Below are 15,214 nucleotides of genomic sequence, written 5' to 3'. Positions count from 1 at the left end.
CCCCGTCGAGATCCCCCGGTGCGGCTATCGGACGACGGCGATCGGACCGCGGGCGGTCGTGCCGTCGAGCCGGGTCCAGTCGGCCTCCACGCGGCCGAGGTCGAGATCGTCGCCCGTCACCCGCTCCAGGCCGCGGACGAGATGCAGCGACCCGGACAGGGTCCGCGCCGTCGAGCCATCGGTCAGCTCGACCGCGACGGTGGTCCGCCCCGGCTCGGAGTTCCGGACCCGCAGCGGCGTGGCGGCGGCGAGTCGTCCGGCGGACGGCCAGTGCCGGCCGACGGACGGGTCGGGAGTGTCGCTCTCGCTCTGCTGCTGCGCGTCCGCCCGTCCGCAGATGAAGTCGAGCAGCTGGGCGATGGCGACCGGATCGTGCGCCGCGTCATAGACCCACCGCGTGCCGAGGACCCCGTGCTCGGAGGTGCCGATCAGGCCGTGCTCCGCACCGGGCAGCGGTGCTCCCCGGTAGGCCATCGGGACGGAGTACGTCGTCCCCTGCCCGTCGGTGACGAAGGCGAACTCGATGCCGACCTCGCCCGCGGGGTCGTCGAGCCGGAACCCGCCGGCGCGGCTCAGCGCGGGCAGCGCCCCGGTCGACCCGTACCAGGGTTGCTCCGGCAGCCAGCCGGCGAGCAGCTCGAGTTTGGTCGGCACCATCGTCGTCCGGTGGATCGTGGCCATGCGACCGATCATGATCGATCCCCCGGGGGGCTGCTTGACTGACGGGCATGGATCTCCCCGTGCTCCCGCCGGTGAAGCCGATGCTCGCGAAGGCGGCGACGAAGCTGCCCGTCGGCGACGGCATCTACTACGAGCCCAAGTGGGACGGCTTCCGCTGCGTGGTCTTCCGCGACGGCGACGAGGTCGAGCTGGGCAGCCGCAACGAGCGCCCGCTGACGCGCTACTTCCCGGAGGTCGTGGCGGCGGTGAAGGCCAACCTGCCGGAGAAGTGCGTCGTGGACGGCGAGATCGTCGTCCCCCGGGGCGACCGGCTGCACTTCGAGGACCTGCTGCAGCGCATCCACCCCGCCGAGTCGCGGGTCACCCTGCTGGCCGGGCAGACCCCGGCGTCCTTCGTCGCCTTCGACCTGCTGGCCCTGGGCGAGGAGTCCCTGCTCGAGACGCCGTTCGGCGAGCGCCGGGCGCGGATGGAGTCGGCGCTGTCCGGCGTCCGGGCGCCCGTCTACGTCACGGCGATCACCCAGGACGCCGACACCGCGCAGCGCTGGTTCGACACGTTCGAGGGCGCCGGGCTCGACGGCGTCGTCGCCAAGACCGCCGACCTGCCCTACGGGCCCGACCAGCGGCTGATGACCAAGATCAAGCACGTGCGCACGGCCGACTGCGTGGTCGCCGGCTTCCGCTGGCACAAGAGCGGCCCGATCGTCGGCTCGCTGCTGCTCGGCCTCTACAACGACGCCGGCGACCTGCAGCACATCGGCGTCGCCGCATCGTTCCCGATGGCCCGGCGCGCGGAGCTCGTGGAGGAACTGGCGCCCTACCGGGCGAACGCGCTCGACGGGCACCCCTGGCAGGACTGGGCCAACGCGCAGGTGAGTGAGGACGGCAGCGAGCACCGGATGCCGGGCGCGGTCAGCCGGTGGAACGCGAAGAAGGACCTCTCCTGGGTGCCGCTGCGGCCCGAACTGGTCGTGGAGATCAAGTACGACCAGCTCGAGGGACGCCGACTTCGTCACACCGGGCAGTTCCTCCGGTGGCGGCCCGACCGGGACGCGCTGAGCTGCACGTACGACCAGCTGGACGTCCCCGTGCGCTACGACCTGGCCGAGGTCCTCACGGGTCAAACAGCGGGCTGAGCGCCTTCGATCGGGAGTGATCGTCTGCGCCGCCGACCCCCGCCTCCTACGCTCGTGATCATGCGTTTGCACCGAGGCCTGGCGGCCGTCCCCTCGAGCCTGCTCGCCGTGGGCCTCGCCGCGACCCTGGCCCTGTCCGGCTGCACGTCGTTCTCCGACACCGTCGCCGACGACCCGACGCCGACGGCGACCACGACGGCCGAGCCCGAAGTCACGCCGATCGAGTGGACCGACTGCGACGAGCAGATCCAGCCGCTCATCGCCGACCAACCCGGCAGTGACCGGGACCTCGCGTTCGAGTGCGGGCGCACCGAGGTGCCGATCAGCTACGACGAGCCGCAGGGCGCCACCCTCCCGCTGTTCCTGGTCCGCGTCGTCATGGCCGGCCAGACGAACCGGATCGGATCGCTGGTGGTCAACCCCGGCGGCCCCGGGGCCTCCGGTGCCGACGCCGCGATCGGCCTCGCGCTGACGATGCCGCCGGAGGTGCTCAGTCGGTTCGACATCGTGGGCTTCGACCCGCGCGGGGTCGGCCTGTCCACGCCGGTCGAGTGCATCTCCGACGACATGAAGGAGCAGCTCGTCGCCTCCGAGCCGCGACCGACGACCGACGAGCAGCTCGACGACGCGTTCGCGCTGACGAAGGAGGTCGCCGACGGCTGCGCCGACGAGTACGGCGACGCCCTCGGCACGTTCAACACCGTCGACACCGCACGGGACATGGAGCAGCTCCGGCAGTCCCTCGGCGACGAGAAGCTGACCTACCTGGGCTACTCCTACGGCACCACGCTCGGCTCGACCTACGCCGAGCTGTTCCCGGACAAGACGCGGGCCCTGGTGCTGGACGCCGCCGTCGGCCCCGACACCGACGCGAAGACCGACGCGGAGACGAGCGCCCAGTCCTTCGAGGCGGGCTTCGACTCGTTCGGCGCCAACTGCGTGGGCCTGATCGCGGGCTGCCCCATCGGGCAGAACCCGCGACAGTTCGTGACCGACCTGCTGGCGCAGGCCGACGCGACCCCCATCCCCAGCAGCGAACCCGACACCGACGGCAAGGTCCGCGAGGCGACGCCCGGCGTCGTGATGACCGCGGTGCAGGCCGCCCTGTACGACACCGCGTCCTGGCCCCAGCTGGCGCAGGCACTCGCCGCCGGTCAGAAGGGCGACTCAGCCGGCCTCTTCTCCCTGGCGGACAGCTACGCGGGCCGCCTCGAGGACGGGACCTACTCCAACCTGTTCGACGCGAACCTCGCCATCAACTGCGCCGACACCGACGAGCAGTACGAGGAGGCCGAGGTCCGCGACCTGGCCGCGGAGTGGGGTGCGAAGTACCCGCTGTTCGGCGCCGGGTCGGCGGTGGGCCTGTACACCTGCTCGGTGTGGCAGGCCGACCGCACTCCCCTGCCCGAGCGGGACGCCGAGGGCAGCGCGCCGATCCTCGTCGTCGGCAACTCCGGTGACCCGGTGACGCCACTGCCGGGTGCCGAGGACATGGCCGAGGACCTCGACAGCGGCGTCCTGCTGGTCTGGCAGGGGCAGGGGCACACCGCCTACCCCAAGACCGACTGCATCAAGGCCGCGGTGAACTCCTACCTGATCGACCTGACCGTGCCGGTGGACGGCCTGACCTGTCCTGCGTGACACTCGGCGCCCACCCGCGGTAACGGAGATCATCTGATGGCCAGCAGCAAGGACGCCGTCGTCCTGGACGTCGACGGCCACGAGGTGCGCGTCTCCAACCCGGAGAAGCCGTACTTCGGCGACCGCGGGATTTCGAAGATCGACATCGTCGAGTACTTCGTCTCGGTCGGCGAGGGCATCCTGTTCGCGCTCCGGGACCGGCCGACGACGCTCGAACGCTGGCCCGGCGGGGTCTTCGAGGGCGCGCGGATCTCGACGCGGGTGGACAACACCGGCGACGCGTTCTACCAGAAGCGGGTGCCGAAGAACGCCCCCGAGTGGGTGCCGACCGCGCACATCACCTTCCCGAGCGGGCGGACGGCGGACGAGATCGCGCCCGACTCCGTGGCGGTCGTCGCGTGGTGCGCCAACCTGGGCACGCTGACGTTCCACCCGTGGCCGGTGTCGAAGGGCGACGTGGAGTCGCCGGACCAGATCCGCATCGACCTCGACCCGCAGCCGGGCACGGACTTCTCGCACGCCGTCTGGGTCGCCCCGCACGTGCGGGAGCTGCTCGCGGAGTTCGGCATGCAGGGCTGGCCGAAGACCTCCGGCGGTCGGGGGGTGCACATCTACGTGCCGATCCAGCCGCGCTGGACCTTCCAGGAGGTGCGCCGCTCGGTCATCGCCTTCGGCCGCGAGCTGGAACGACGGCTGCCCGACCAGGTGACGATGTCGTGGTGGAAGGAGGAGCGCGGCGAGAAGATCTTTCTCGACTACAACCAGATGGCCCGGGACCGCACGATCGCCTCGGCCTACTCGATCCGGCCCAAGCCGCACGCCCCTGTCTCAGCGCCGGTCGACTGGGACGAGCTGCCCGACGTGACGCCCTTCGACTTCGACGTCCTCACGATGCCCGAACGGTTCCGGCAGGTCGGGGACAAGCACGCGGGGCTCGCCGACCACGCGTTCGGCATCGAGCCGCTGCTCGAGCTGGCCGACCGCCAGGAGAAGGATCTCGGCCTCGGTGAGGCGCCCTGGCCGCCGGACTACCCGAAGATGCCGGGCGAGCCGATGCGGGTGCAGCCCAGCCGCGCCAAGCGCCCCACCAGCTAGAACAGCACCCCTTGAGGGTGCCGGGCCCGCTCACAAGGACCTAGGGGGCGTCGATCGGCAACCGGAACAGCGCTGCATCGTCGAACGCGGTTGTCCACACCGAGCCGAAAGCAACGACGATGTCACCACTGCTCTCCACGTCGGCGGCGACGCCGGCGACCGGCGCGGCCGAGTCCGGATCCAGCCGGATGAGGAACCGTTCCGCGCTCCGCACCCACACCCCGTCCGGCGCGATCGCCAGTCCGCCCTCCAGGCCTGCGCCGATATCCGTCGACGCCTGGATCTCACCGGTGTCCGGATCGATCCGACTGGTACCTCCCACCGAGCCGACCCAGACCTGATCCGTCACCGCCACGGCTGTCGGCCGGGGAAGTCCGGTGGCGCGGACGGCGACGGTGCCGGCCGGGTCGATGCGCAGCACCTGACCGTCGACCTGGCTGACCACCCAGAGGCCGGCTTCGCCGACCGCCACGTCCGTCCCCCGCGCACCGAGCGAAACGGTCGTGACCGGTTCCCCCGTCCGGGGGTCCACGCCGACCAGGGTGCTGCCGTCCCCGGTGAGGATCCACAGCTGATCGAAGGCAGTCACGAGATGACCCTGCGAGTACGTCTTGCCGACCGCCAGGGTCGCCATGACCTCCCCGGTCTGCGGGTCGATGCGCACGACGTCGGTGCCGGCGCATGCCCAGACGGCACCGAGGCCTGCCCCGAGGCCCTGGCAGGGTTCTCCGAGGACCTTCACCGTGACGGCGATCTCGCCGGTGTCCGGTGCGATGCGGTCCACCGTTCCGTCGTCGCGCTTGACCCACACCCCCTCGTCGTCGACCGCCAGCCAGTCGGGCCCGCCCGGCAGCCTCCACCGCTGCTCCTGGACGTCATCCGCCGCCACGACCGGGAAGCCCTCCGGTGCGCTGCTCGTCGACGGCGCCGGATCCGTGGACTCCGCGTCGGTCCCGTCGTCGACATCCGCCACCGAACAGGCGGCCAGCGCCAGCGCCAGCGCCAGCGCCGTCACCGGCGCCAGCCACCACCGTGCATCACGCGCGACCACACGTGTCCTCCAGCGGCCGCTCGGCCAGGGCCTGGTCACTGGGGGCGGTAGTAGTCGCGGAGGTCCGCATCCAACGAGGGATGGGGACCGCGGACATCGGACGTGTTCCCGGCCGGGTCGAAGTCGATCCGGCCGGCGTCCAGCAGGCGCACGCCGCCATCCGGCCCGATGAGCTGGACCGGCTTGCCGACGACGCGGCGGGTCCCGTCCGGCGCGATGAAGGTGGTCCCGGCCCCCTTCTCGACCGGCAGTCGCGGGTCGTCGGACACGAAGGTGCGGACGACGCGGACCACCTCGGACCCGTCCGCGCGCACCGTCGAGGACCAGCGCTGGGTCTCCGTAGTCTGCGTCCGGATGCCGCAGAGGTCGAAGATGAAGTCGTCGTCGAAAGTCTCCACGAAACTTCCGCGTTCCCTTCCCGGCGGAGCGGCGGAGGCGGTGGTGGCCGTCGTAGTGGCCAGACCGAGTGCGGTCGCGATCACGAGGCTGCAGGCCACGGTGCGAGTCATGGTTGTTCGTTCTCCCAGCGGCAGTGCGGACGCGCCGGACGCTAGGAGAGCGGCACGACGAGCAGCAGGGAGCCAGCCCGGGTCATGAGCCAGGGTTTTCCCTGGCCACATCGGCGGATCGCCATGCAATGCTGCCGTCGTGCTCGTCAGTGGGCCGTCGAGGCGCCGGCTGACAGCCGTGAGCGCGATCTCGTTCATCGCCGTCACCACGGCGGTCGGCGCGTCGCAGGGGGCCCCCGTCCGCTTCCTGGTGGTCGACACCAGCCTGGGTCTGTTGTTCGTCGCGGCCGGGGTGATCGCCTGGGAACGCCGGCCGGAGGTCCGGACCGGCCCGCTGCTCGTGGCTTCCGCCGTCCTGTGGTCCGTGGGCGCCTACGCCCCAGCCGGGCTGATGCCGTGGGCGGTGCTGGGCTTCGCATTCGAGCGGTACTACGACGTGTTGCTCGCCTTCCTCGTCCTGACCTTCCCCGACGCCCGCCTTCAGCGCTGGGACCGGATCGTGCTCGGCGCCCTCGCTGCCGGGTACGTGATCCGGACGTCGTCCCGGCTTCTGGTTGGCTGCCCGTGCACGGGGTCGGAGAACCCGTTCGCCGTCGTGGAGCAGCAGGCGCTCTTCGAACGAGCGCAACTGTTCACGAGTGTGCTCATCGCCGTCGCCGCGCTGGGCGTTGTCGCTCGGGCGTTGTCTCGCCTGCGCTCCAGCGCCCCCGCGGCCCGCCGGATCCTGCGGCCGGTCGTCCTGGCCGGGACGGTGGCAGCGATCGTGGCGGCGTACGACGCGGTGGAGATCGCCGCACTTGTGCTCGGTCGCAATGAGTTGCTGCCGTTCGGTGAGCCGTGGCTGGAAATCGTTGCCTGGAGCATCATCGGCGCCGTCGCCCTCGTGCCGCTGGGCTTCCTGGTCGGAGCGCTGCGACTCCGCCTCCGGCGCAGCGCGATCGCCCGGCTGGCCTTGGAGCTGGACCGGGGGACGGACCCCCAGCGGCTCCGGAACGCACTCCGCGTCGCGCTCGACGATCCGGGCCTGGACCTGTACCTGTGGTCCTCCGCCGGGATCTGGACCACGGCGTCGGGAGAGCCGGCCGACGTCCCCGCCGAGGACGACCGGAGGGCCCGGACGCTGCTGACCGGCGAGAACGGCGCCATCGCGGCCGTGGTGCACGACCGCGCCTTGAGGGAGGACCCGGGACTGGTGGCCGCTGCTACCGCCGTACTCCGCCTGGCCGTCGAGAACGAGCGCCTGACCGCTCTCGATCGTGCCCGCCTCGAGGAGGTGCGGGCCTCGCGGGCCCGGCTGGTCGAGGCCGGGGACCGGGAACGCCGGCGCATCGAGAGGGACCTGCACGACGGGGCGCAGCAGCGGCTCATCGGAGTAGCCCTGTGTCTCCGGCAGGCGAGGGACCAGGCAATGGCCACCGATCCTCGTGCCCGGTTCGTCGACGTCCTCGACGAGGCAGCCGAGGAGCTCAGGACCGCGGTAGTCGAGCTGCGGGAGCTGGCACGCGGAATCCACCCGACGGTCCTGACCGAGGAGGGGCTGCGCCCCGCGGTGGCCGGCCTGGCGCGACGGGCGGCCGTTCCGGTCGACCTCGACGTGCGATGCGGCCGGCTGGACCCTGGAGTCGAGGCGGCCGCCTACTACATCGTCGCGGAGGCGCTCACCAACGTGACGAGGCACGCCCATGCCAGCGGGGCAACCGTCTCGATCTCGCGAGACGACGGCCACCTCAGGGTCGAGGTCAGTGACGACGGCGGTGGCGGCGCCGACTTCGCGCGAGGATCGGGCCTCGAGGGGCTCGCCGACCGACTGGACGCCCTCTCGGGCCGGCTCGAGGTGGCCAGTCCTCCGGGCGGTGGAACGCGACTCCGCGCGGAGATCCCGTGCGAGTGATCGTGGCCGATGACTCCGCGGTCATCCGGGCAGGTGTCGTCCGCATCCTGGCCAGCGCCGGGATGGACATCGTCGCCGAGGCCCGGACGGCGGACGAACTGCTGACTGCGGTAGCCGACCACCGACCCGAGCTGTGCGTCGTCGACATCCGGATGCCGCCGCGGGACACGGCTGGGTTGCACGCGGCCGTGCAGATCCGGGACCGGTACCGCGGCTCCGTCCGCGTCCTGGTGTTGTCGCAGTACCTGGAGCCCGACTACGCGTTGCAGTTGCTCGGCTCCGGCGTCGGGGGCATGGGGTACCTGCTGAAGGACCGCGTCGCGGAGGGCGGCGATCTGGTCGAGGCCGCCCAGCGCGTGGGCGCCGGCGGAACTGCCATCGATCCGGCCGTGGTGGAGGAACTCGTCCGGGCTCGGCGGCGACACGACCGCCTCGTCCGCCTGACGAGCCGGGAGCGCAGGGTTCTGGCCCTCGTGGCGGAGGGGCGGTCCAACCGTGCCATCGCTGACCGCCTGGATGTGGCGGTCAAGACGATCGAGGGCGTGATCGCCGTCGTCTTCGCCAAGTTGGATCTGGAGCCGGGACCGGACGCCAACCGCCGGGTTCTCGCCGTCCTCGTCCATCTGAACCATGCCCAGCCGGCCACGGAGCGACCGTCCGCCTGGGGGTGACCATGAGCCCACACGAGTACCTCTCCAGGGAGTGCATCGAGCACGGTCCCCGGTCAGCTGACCGGCGGCGGCCGGCCGTCGGCGCTGTCGGCCAGCGCCTGGTCCCATTCGCACACCGCGCAGGCGTGCCGGAAGACCGAGCGGGCGAACTCCAGGGCGACCGCCCGCGGATCCGGGGCGGCGCGCACGTCGTCCCATTCGAGGAGGTACTCGCCCAGGGCATCGTCCCACCGTGCCGGGGCCACATCGGCCCGGGGGAAGTCCGCGGTGGCGGGGTGGGCGTAGGCGTAGAACGCGGCGGTCGGATGGCGGGCGTCACCGGGCCACCAGCCGACGGCGGCGGTCTGGGCGTCCCCGGAGTTGCGCTGGATGAAGCCGGCGGACGGGGGTTCGGCCGGGAGACCGGAGAAGAGGTCCACAGCCAGGTCGAAGGCCCCCCACCAGGCGAGGACCGGGGTCGACCGGCCGCGGTAGGGGGCGCGGAACGCCGCGAGAACGAGCGCCGCCTGCGTCGCCGCGGCGAAGTAGTCGGCGACCTGCTGCTCGTCGTAGGAGACGTGCTCGTCGTCCTCGTCCAGCGGGACGCTCCACGGCACCTCCTGCGGTGTCGGGTTGATCGTCACCGGGCCGACCAGGCTTCCGACGGCCGCGAGGACGTCCCGGGTCACCTCCCCGACCGCTCGGTGCGGCGCGAGCGGGATGCGTGCGGAGCGACCGTCGGTGTGCTCCACGACCGCCTCGTGGGCACGGAGATCCAGCGCGACCACCAGGGCACCCGACCCGTCGGGAGCGGGCAGCAGCAGCGTCTCCCAGCCGCGCGCCGTCAGCCGGAGCGCCGCGTGCAGCAGCTGCAGCTCGGGTGGGGCGAGCGCGACCGCCAGCTTGCCCAGCACCTGGGTGTGCGCGTGCAGCGTGTCGCAGGTGGCCTGCCACTGGTCGTACGCGACTGCAGGCCACCCCGACGGCATGCCGCACGCTAGCGAACGGGTCCCCCGAAGGGATGAGGTCGGGCTCCAGGTGAGCCCGCCGACGGTCGATCCACCCCGCATGAGGGTCTCGTTCCTGGTGTACGGCGTGCTGTACGTCGCCTTCGAGATCGTCGGTCATCACCTCGAGACCGTTGGCTGGCCCCGGATCACCCCCTTGGACGTCGCCTCTGCCCTGACCGACGCCCTGCTCGTCATCGTCATCTGCATCGCGCTGCTCGTCGGGTTCGACGTCGCTCGGCAGAAGTGGGGTCCGGCGCTCCGGGCCTGGAACACCGAGCGCCTCCGGCTGGCCGCAGAGGCGGAGCTGGAGGGCTCCTGGGCCGAGGTCACCTGGGACGACGACGAGCCGATCGGCGTCCGGTCGTGGCGTTCGGAGCCGCTCGCCCTCCCCGCTCCTGCGGCAGGCGCGACGTTCTACACGCCCAGTACCTACGGGCCTCCGTTCCCCGAGGAGCCCGGACCGCAGATCTAGCGGGTCCGGCCGGCGTTCAGCGGGCGAGCCGGGCGGCCTGCGCGTCGAGGTCGTGCGCGATCAGCGCGGTCCCCGCCGGCTCGCCGAGCAGCCGCGCCAGGGCGATGGCCATGTCTGCGGCGTCGTAGGCGTCGGCCAGCTTGTCGGCCAGCACCAGGTCGAAGTCGGCGAAGTGCAGGTCCTCGACGTCGCGCAGGGCGATGGGGGCCAGGTCGATGGTGGAGTGCTCGGACGCGACGAAGCGGGCGGACTGTGCGACGGCGTTCGTCATGGGGCATCTCCTGGTCGGCGGGCGCCGGGTCCTCCCCGGCTGAGAAGGACTCTCCGGGCCGGGCCGCACGGGGCCGCCGAGAAAGCCGCAGGAATTCCGCAAGACCGTCCGGCGCCGACTGCTCCTGAGAGGGGCACGGAATCCACGAATCACCGGTCACAACGCGCCGTCCACCTGTTCGGTAGCGCACATCTATGGCTAGGCTTTGGCTCGTCGGGAAGGCCCTGCGCTCTGGCAGGACCCCGATGCACCACCTCAGCAAGGAGCGAGCAATGCCCGAAGGAACAGTGAAGTGGTTCAACGCTGAGAAGGGGTTCGGCTTCGCCACCCCTGACGGTGGCGGACCGGACGTCTTCGTCCACTACTCGGCCATCCAGACCAGCGGGTACCGCTCGCTCGACGAAGGCCAGCGGATCGCGTTCGACATCGAGCAGGGCCAGAAGGGCCCGCAGGCTGCGAACGTCACGCCGCTCTGATCTCACGATCAGCACAGCGCCCCCGCCCGGTCTCCGGGCGGGGGCGCTGTCGTTCGTGCGGTCGGTGCTCGGTCAGCGGCGCCGGGGGACGTAGCCACCGATCAACGCCGACATGAGCAGCGCACCGTCGTCCGGGCCGACGGCGGTCGCGGCGTCGGAGAAGGCCCGCCAGCGCTGCCGCTCGACCTCGGTGGGCGCCTGCGCGGCACGGGCCGTCAGCTGCTCGAGCAGGCGGTCCCACTCCCCCTGCGGCGTCGGCCAGAGGCCGGACAGCCGCCGCGCCTCGGCCGAGATCGCGGTGATCCGCACGATGTCGCCGGCGTGGTTGGTCAACGGCTCGATGTAGCCCGCCGCCGCCAGGGCCTCTGCGGCGGCGACCACCTGCGCCTTCGGCAGGCCGCTCGCGGGCACGACGGCCCCGAGCAGGTAGGGCGAGCTGCCGTGGTCGGAGCTGTCCACCAGCCGGGCGATGGCCCGCAGCACCGGCAGGTCCCGGGTGAACCAGACGTCGGGGAGCGGCGCGTGCTGAGGGACGGGATCAGGCGAGGTCACGGTCCGAGTCTCCCCCAGTGTTCGCTGTCAGCCGCGTTCGCCGGTCAGCTCGGGGCGGACGGCGAGGATCAGACCGAGCATCGTGTAGCCGGCGAGCAGGTGCCCGGCCGAGATGAACGTGGTCGCCTCCTCGCTGACCAGTGCCATCGCGGGGAACATGACCAGCGCCCACGTCTCGGCGATCGCCGGCCAGACCCGGGCGGCACCCCGCCACCGGCCGGCGATCGCAATGCGGATGCCGATGGCCGCCATGCCCAGCATGGACAGCGGCCAGAACAGGTCCAGGGCCACGAAGAACGGGTTCTCGGACAGGGCGGGGGCGAGCAGCCACTGGAGTGACGAGACGATCGCCAGGCCCAGCAGCACGTGCTCGGCGTGCAGGAACCCGCGGGCCAGCCGGCCCGTTCCGGTCGCCCGGGTGCGCAGCTGGACGCCGACCAGCGCGACCAGGCCCACCTGGAACAGCAGCGAGCTCAGCTTGTAGACCCAGGAGAAGTCCTCGGTGACGGGATCGAGGTCGTAGGCCAGCGTGCCGAGGGCCCAGGCGGCCGCACCGGTCGCCATGGCCAGTCCGCCGGCGCGGACGAGCCTCGTCGTCGCGGGTCGTCTCGGGGTCTCCTCGACCGACGGCACGTCGGTGCGGGCGGGCAGTGGGGTGGCATGCAGGGACATCGATCCTCCGGAGGGGCGCGTCGCGATGCCCGGTGGCATCGCCGGCGCTCACCGTCCAGCGCCCGCGTCCCGGGCTGCCAGGGGCGGTCGTCGTCGACCGGGCCCGGATCGGTCCCGGCCCGGTCGGGACATCCAGCCTCTGTTGTCCGGGACGCCCGCCCCGGCATGATCCGCGCGTGGAGGTCCAGCAGCGGGGCGTCGAGATCCCACCCCTGGTCGCTCCTCCGGCCGCCGGCCGTCGAGCCCGGCTGATCCCGGTCCTGGGCTGGATCGGCATGACGGCCACCCTTGCCGCCTTCGCCGCAACCGCCGTCCTCGACGCGGTCACGCCGGCGGCCGCACGCGCGGCTGCCGAGTCCGGACCCGGCTGGGAGATCGGGTTGCCCGGCCTGCTGCTCGCCGTCCCCGGCGCGCTGCTGCTGCGCCGCGCCCCGCGGAACGCCGTCTCCTGGGTCGTTGCCGGGACGGGCCTGTTCTGGGCGGTGGACGGCCTGGTCTCGGCCTGGCTGACCTACGCCCTGCAGAGCGATCCGCCATGGGCGGGCGCCTCGGCCGCGTTCTGGTTCGTGCAGCGTTTCGGTGCGTTCCTGCTCCTCGGCCTCCCGTTGCTGCTGCTGCTCTACCCGGACGGCCGGCTCCCCGCCGGCCGCTGGCGCACGGTGTCGGTCGTCAGTCTCGCGTGCACCGCCGCGCTGCCCGTGCTGCTTCTCGTCACGCCGTCCGAGATCGCGGACCGCCGGGCGGACACGACCGTCCCTGCTGTCTACCGGGCCCTCGACCTCGACCCGACGAGCCTGCCGCTGCCCGAGGGCGTGCTGCTGCCGCTGCTGCAGCTGGCCTACCCGCTGGGGGCGCTCGGCGTCCTGGTGCCGCTGGCCGTCGTGGCCCACCGACTGCGCCACGCCTCCGGGGAAGGCCGGCGGCGGATGCGGTGGCTGCTGTGGGCAGGCGTCGTGGACGCGCTGGTCATGCTCGGTGCACTGCTCTTCCCCACGAGCACGGTCAGCTACGACCTGGCCCTGGCAGTCGGTCTGACCGGTCTCGCCGTCACCCTCGGCATCCTGCGGCCGCAGGCGGTCGACATCGACCGGCTCCTCGGCGGGACGCTCGTCTACGGCGGCCTGGCGATCGGCGTCGTCGTCCTCGATCTCGCCGTCCTTGCGGGTGCAGGTGCACTGCTCGGCGACCGCTTCGGCGAGGAGAATGCGACCCTGCTGACCCTCCTGCTGGTGGCAGGCGTGTACGTCCCGCTGCGGACGCCGCTGTGGCGGCTCGTCCGGCGCTGGGTGCTCGGTGAACGCGAGGACCCCTACCACGTCGTGTCCGGGCTGGCCTGGCGGCTGGAACGCTCCGGCGGCGCCGAGGAGCAGCTCCGAGCCGTCGCCGCCGCCGTCGCCGACGCCTTCCGGTCCCCCTACGTCGGGGTCGAGGTCGACCGCGTCGGCACCCGCCAGCTGGTGGTCGAGCACGGCGAGCGGCCCGTCACGGTGCAGTCGCTGCCGATCTCCTACCGCGGGGAGGAGATCGGCCGGCTGCTGCTCCCCCGGGACGGCGTGCGGGCCGCGCTGTTCACCCGGGACGAGCGGCTGCTGGCCGACGTGGTCCGCCAGGCCGCGGCGGCCGCGCACGCCAGCTCGCTCGCCGCGGAGCTGCAGCAGAGCCGCGAGCAACTGGTGACCGCCCGCGAGGAGGAGCGTCGCCGGCTGCGCCGAGACCTGCACGACGGGCTGGGGCCGAGCCTCGGCGCCGTCGTCCTCCGGATCGACACCGCCCGGAACCTGACGGCCGCGGGGAACGCGGAGGAGGCCGACCGCGTGCTGCGCCAGGCGCGCACCGACGTCGCCGCGGCCCTCGCCGACGTCCGGCGGCTGGTGAACGACCTGCGCCCACCGGCACTGGACGACCTCGGCCTGGCCGGCGCCGTCCGCCAGCAGGCCGAGCGGCTCCTCACCCCCCACACGACGGTGACCGTCACCGCCGATCGGGACGTCGAGGCGCTGCCCGCCGCGGTGGAGGTCGCCGCCTACCGGATCGCCTCCGAGGCGCTCGCCAACGTCGCCCGGCACGCGCACGCCTCCACCTGCCGGGTGGAGCTGCAGCGGGACGGTGACCGGGCACTCGTCCTGACCGTCACCGACGACGGCGTCGGCATCGCGCCCGCGGCGCCCCGCGGCGTGGGTCTGCTGTCACTGCGCGAGCGGGCGGCGGAGCTCGGGGGCAGTTGCTCCGTGCAGTGCCCTCCGGACGGCGGCACGGTGGTGCGGGCGGTGCTGCCCGCCGACGGAGGAGGCACAGGTGGCTGACCCCATCGAGGACGGGCCGCTGCGGGTCGTCGTCGCCGACGACCACCCGGTCTACCGCGACGGCCTCGCCATGCTGCTGTGCTCGGTGCCCGGGCTCACCGTCGTCGGAACAGCGGCGGACGGCGCGGCCGCGGTGGCACTCGCCCTGGAGGAGCAGCCCGACGTCGTCGTCATGGACGTGCAGATGCCGGAGCTCGACGGGATCGAGGCGACCCGCCGGATCACATCGGAGTCACCGTCGGTGGGCGTCGTCGTCCTGACCATGAGCGAGGACGACGGGACCGTCTTCGACGCCGTGCGCGCGGGTGCCCGCGGCTACCTGCTCAAGGGAGCCGACCAGGAGGAGGTCGTCCGGGCCATCACCACCGTGGCCAACGGCGGCGCCGTCTTCGGGGCGGCGCTGGCCCGCCGGATCACCGAGTTCTTCGCGGCGGGGCCGTCCGGTCCGGCGACCGCCTTCCCGCAGCTGACGGCGCGCGAGCGCGAGGTGCTCGACCTCGTCGCCGCGGGGCGGACGAACGCGCACATCGCGGCCACGCTCTACCTGTCGCCCAAGACGGTCCGGAACAACGTCTCCAACGTGCTGGCCAAGCTGCAGGTGACCGACCGCGCCCAGGCGATCGTGCGGGCGCGGGAAGCGGGCCTGGGCCGCTGAGGCTGCTACCTCACGGGGCAGCCAACCGCCACCGCTGAGGGGCGTTCGGGACGTCCGTGTCGGATGGGTTGCCGTTACTTAGCGAACCAAATTTCGTAACGGACTGTTCATTCCCAATCGCGGACAGCGATGTAACGATCCTCTCGTCC

The 15,214-nt window shown here is 72.4% G+C and carries 16 protein-coding genes; 9 read left to right on the top strand and 7 right to left on the bottom strand.

The features are described 5' to 3' along the window. Positions 1 to 24 precede the first annotated feature (24 nt). Complete coding sequence (locus E4P38_RS10315; RefSeq protein ID WP_135131727.1) at positions 25 to 681, bottom strand: 1,4-alpha-glucan branching protein; 657 nt, start codon at positions 679 to 681, stop codon at positions 25 to 27. A gap of 47 nt (positions 682 to 728) precedes the next feature. On the opposite strand from E4P38_RS10315, the gene E4P38_RS10310 reads away from it, so the two are divergent. The 3 genes from E4P38_RS10310 to E4P38_RS10300 are packed head-to-tail and all read left to right on the top strand — an operon-like array spanning position 729 to position 4,553. After that, a complete protein-coding gene (locus tag E4P38_RS10310) occupies positions 729 to 1,817 on the top strand; it encodes an ATP-dependent DNA ligase (RefSeq protein ID WP_135131726.1) in 1,089 nt (362 codons plus the stop codon). Between the two features lie 60 nt (positions 1,818 to 1,877). Beyond that, positions 1,878 to 3,458: an alpha/beta hydrolase gene (locus E4P38_RS10305; RefSeq protein ID WP_135131725.1), complete on the top strand. Its 1,581-nt coding sequence runs from the start codon at positions 1,878 to 1,880 to the stop codon at positions 3,456 to 3,458. A 36-nt stretch (positions 3,459 to 3,494) separates the two neighbouring features. Continuing rightward, positions 3,495 to 4,553 (top strand): DNA polymerase domain-containing protein, encoded by a 1,059-nt coding sequence (locus E4P38_RS10300; RefSeq protein WP_135131724.1) that lies wholly within the window; start codon positions 3,495 to 3,497, stop codon positions 4,551 to 4,553. Positions 4,554 to 4,593: 40 nt separating this feature from the next. On the opposite strand, the gene E4P38_RS10295 is transcribed toward E4P38_RS10300, so the two are convergent. After that, positions 4,594 to 5,604: a PQQ-binding-like beta-propeller repeat protein gene (locus tag E4P38_RS10295; protein WP_135131723.1), complete on the bottom strand. Its 1,011-nt coding sequence runs from the start codon at positions 5,602 to 5,604 to the stop codon at positions 4,594 to 4,596. A 35-nt stretch (positions 5,605 to 5,639) separates the two neighbouring features. Next, a complete protein-coding gene (locus tag E4P38_RS10290) occupies positions 5,640 to 6,113 on the bottom strand; it encodes a hypothetical protein (RefSeq protein WP_135131722.1) in 474 nt (157 codons plus the stop codon). A gap of 178 nt (positions 6,114 to 6,291) precedes the next feature. On the opposite strand from E4P38_RS10290, the gene E4P38_RS10285 reads away from it, so the two are divergent. Both E4P38_RS10285 and E4P38_RS10280 read left to right on the top strand, forming a co-directional pair. Next, positions 6,292 to 8,004: a histidine kinase gene (locus tag E4P38_RS10285; protein ID WP_135131721.1), complete on the top strand. Its 1,713-nt coding sequence runs from the start codon at positions 6,292 to 6,294 to the stop codon at positions 8,002 to 8,004. Beyond that, positions 7,995 to 8,675 (top strand): response regulator transcription factor, encoded by a 681-nt coding sequence (locus E4P38_RS10280; protein WP_135131720.1) that lies wholly within the window; start codon positions 7,995 to 7,997, stop codon positions 8,673 to 8,675. The genes E4P38_RS10285 and E4P38_RS10280 overlap by 10 nt, the downstream gene beginning before the upstream one ends. A gap of 53 nt (positions 8,676 to 8,728) precedes the next feature. Here the strand turns inward: E4P38_RS10280 and E4P38_RS10275 are convergent, their stop codons facing one another. Beyond that, positions 8,729 to 9,643: a DUF5996 family protein gene (locus E4P38_RS10275; protein ID WP_135131719.1), complete on the bottom strand. Its 915-nt coding sequence runs from the start codon at positions 9,641 to 9,643 to the stop codon at positions 8,729 to 8,731. A gap of 79 nt (positions 9,644 to 9,722) precedes the next feature. Between E4P38_RS10275 and E4P38_RS10270 the strand changes: the two genes are divergently transcribed. Next, complete coding sequence (locus E4P38_RS10270) at positions 9,723 to 10,136, top strand: hypothetical protein (RefSeq protein ID WP_135131718.1); 414 nt, start codon at positions 9,723 to 9,725, stop codon at positions 10,134 to 10,136. A gap of 16 nt (positions 10,137 to 10,152) precedes the next feature. On the opposite strand, the gene E4P38_RS10265 is transcribed toward E4P38_RS10270, so the two are convergent. Further along, positions 10,153 to 10,407, bottom strand: coding sequence for a hypothetical protein (locus E4P38_RS10265; RefSeq protein ID WP_135131717.1), 255 nt, complete (start codon positions 10,405 to 10,407; stop codon positions 10,153 to 10,155). Positions 10,408 to 10,679: 272 nt separating this feature from the next. Here E4P38_RS10265 and E4P38_RS10260 point away from each other — a divergent pair, with 272 nt between their 5' ends. Then, positions 10,680 to 10,883 (top strand): cold-shock protein, encoded by a 204-nt coding sequence (locus tag E4P38_RS10260; RefSeq protein WP_040339721.1) that lies wholly within the window; start codon positions 10,680 to 10,682, stop codon positions 10,881 to 10,883. Positions 10,884 to 10,955: 72 nt separating this feature from the next. Here E4P38_RS10260 and E4P38_RS10255 read toward each other — a convergent pair whose 3' ends face one another. Beyond that, positions 10,956 to 11,435, bottom strand: coding sequence for a hypothetical protein (locus E4P38_RS10255; RefSeq protein ID WP_135131716.1), 480 nt, complete (start codon positions 11,433 to 11,435; stop codon positions 10,956 to 10,958). Between the two features lie 27 nt (positions 11,436 to 11,462). Next, positions 11,463 to 12,107: a hypothetical protein gene (locus E4P38_RS10250; RefSeq protein ID WP_135131715.1), complete on the bottom strand. Its 645-nt coding sequence runs from the start codon at positions 12,105 to 12,107 to the stop codon at positions 11,463 to 11,465. A gap of 176 nt (positions 12,108 to 12,283) precedes the next feature. On the opposite strand from E4P38_RS10250, the gene E4P38_RS10245 reads away from it, so the two are divergent. Continuing rightward, positions 12,284 to 14,410, top strand: coding sequence for a sensor histidine kinase (locus E4P38_RS10245; RefSeq protein WP_135131714.1), 2,127 nt, complete (start codon positions 12,284 to 12,286; stop codon positions 14,408 to 14,410). Then, positions 14,403 to 15,065 (top strand): response regulator transcription factor, encoded by a 663-nt coding sequence (locus tag E4P38_RS10240; RefSeq protein WP_245160929.1) that lies wholly within the window; start codon positions 14,403 to 14,405, stop codon positions 15,063 to 15,065. The genes E4P38_RS10245 and E4P38_RS10240 overlap by 8 nt, the downstream gene beginning before the upstream one ends. Positions 15,066 to 15,214 lie beyond the last annotated feature (149 nt).

It is taken from the genome of Blastococcus sp. CT_GayMR16, from assembly GCF_004570875.1.
In the GTDB taxonomy this organism is placed as follows: Bacteria; Actinomycetota; Actinomycetes; order Mycobacteriales; family Geodermatophilaceae; genus Blastococcus_B.
Note: the sequence above shows the minus strand (reverse complement) of the source record. Positions and strands in the feature narration are given on the sequence as shown.